Origin of the sequence: Tolypothrix sp. VBCCA 56010 (assembly GCF_050875635.1) — a bacterium.
Taxonomy (GTDB): Bacteria; Cyanobacteriota; Cyanobacteriia; order Cyanobacteriales; family Nostocaceae; genus Hassallia.
In genome coordinates this window covers 1-201 of the sequence record NZ_JBPAOH010000614.1, presented here as the reverse complement: position 1 = coordinate 201, position 201 = coordinate 1, and the positions used below count along the sequence as shown (strand labels likewise).

Sequence of the window (201 nt, the reverse complement as noted above, 5' to 3'; positions counted from 1 at the left end):
ACCAATACACTCAACTGCACGTCTGGGTGATATTGAAATAGCGCGTGTACGTGGTCTTTTTCGCCGTTAAACTCAACAAGCTTGCAATCCCACTTGGCTAATAACCCAAGTTGCGGGTTATGGGAATCCAAGTGCTATGCACCTGCTGATTCATGCGATCGCCAATCACAAATTGGCGGTTGCGAGTAGTGCAACCGCAAC

The 201-nt window shown here is 48.3% G+C and carries 1 pseudogene; it reads right to left on the bottom strand.

Annotation, left to right across the window (positions count from 1 at the left end):
- A pseudogene (locus tag AABK37_RS42515) lies at nucleotides 1-104 on the bottom strand (transposase); the annotation flags it as partial.
- Nucleotides 105-201: the final 97 nt, after the last annotated feature.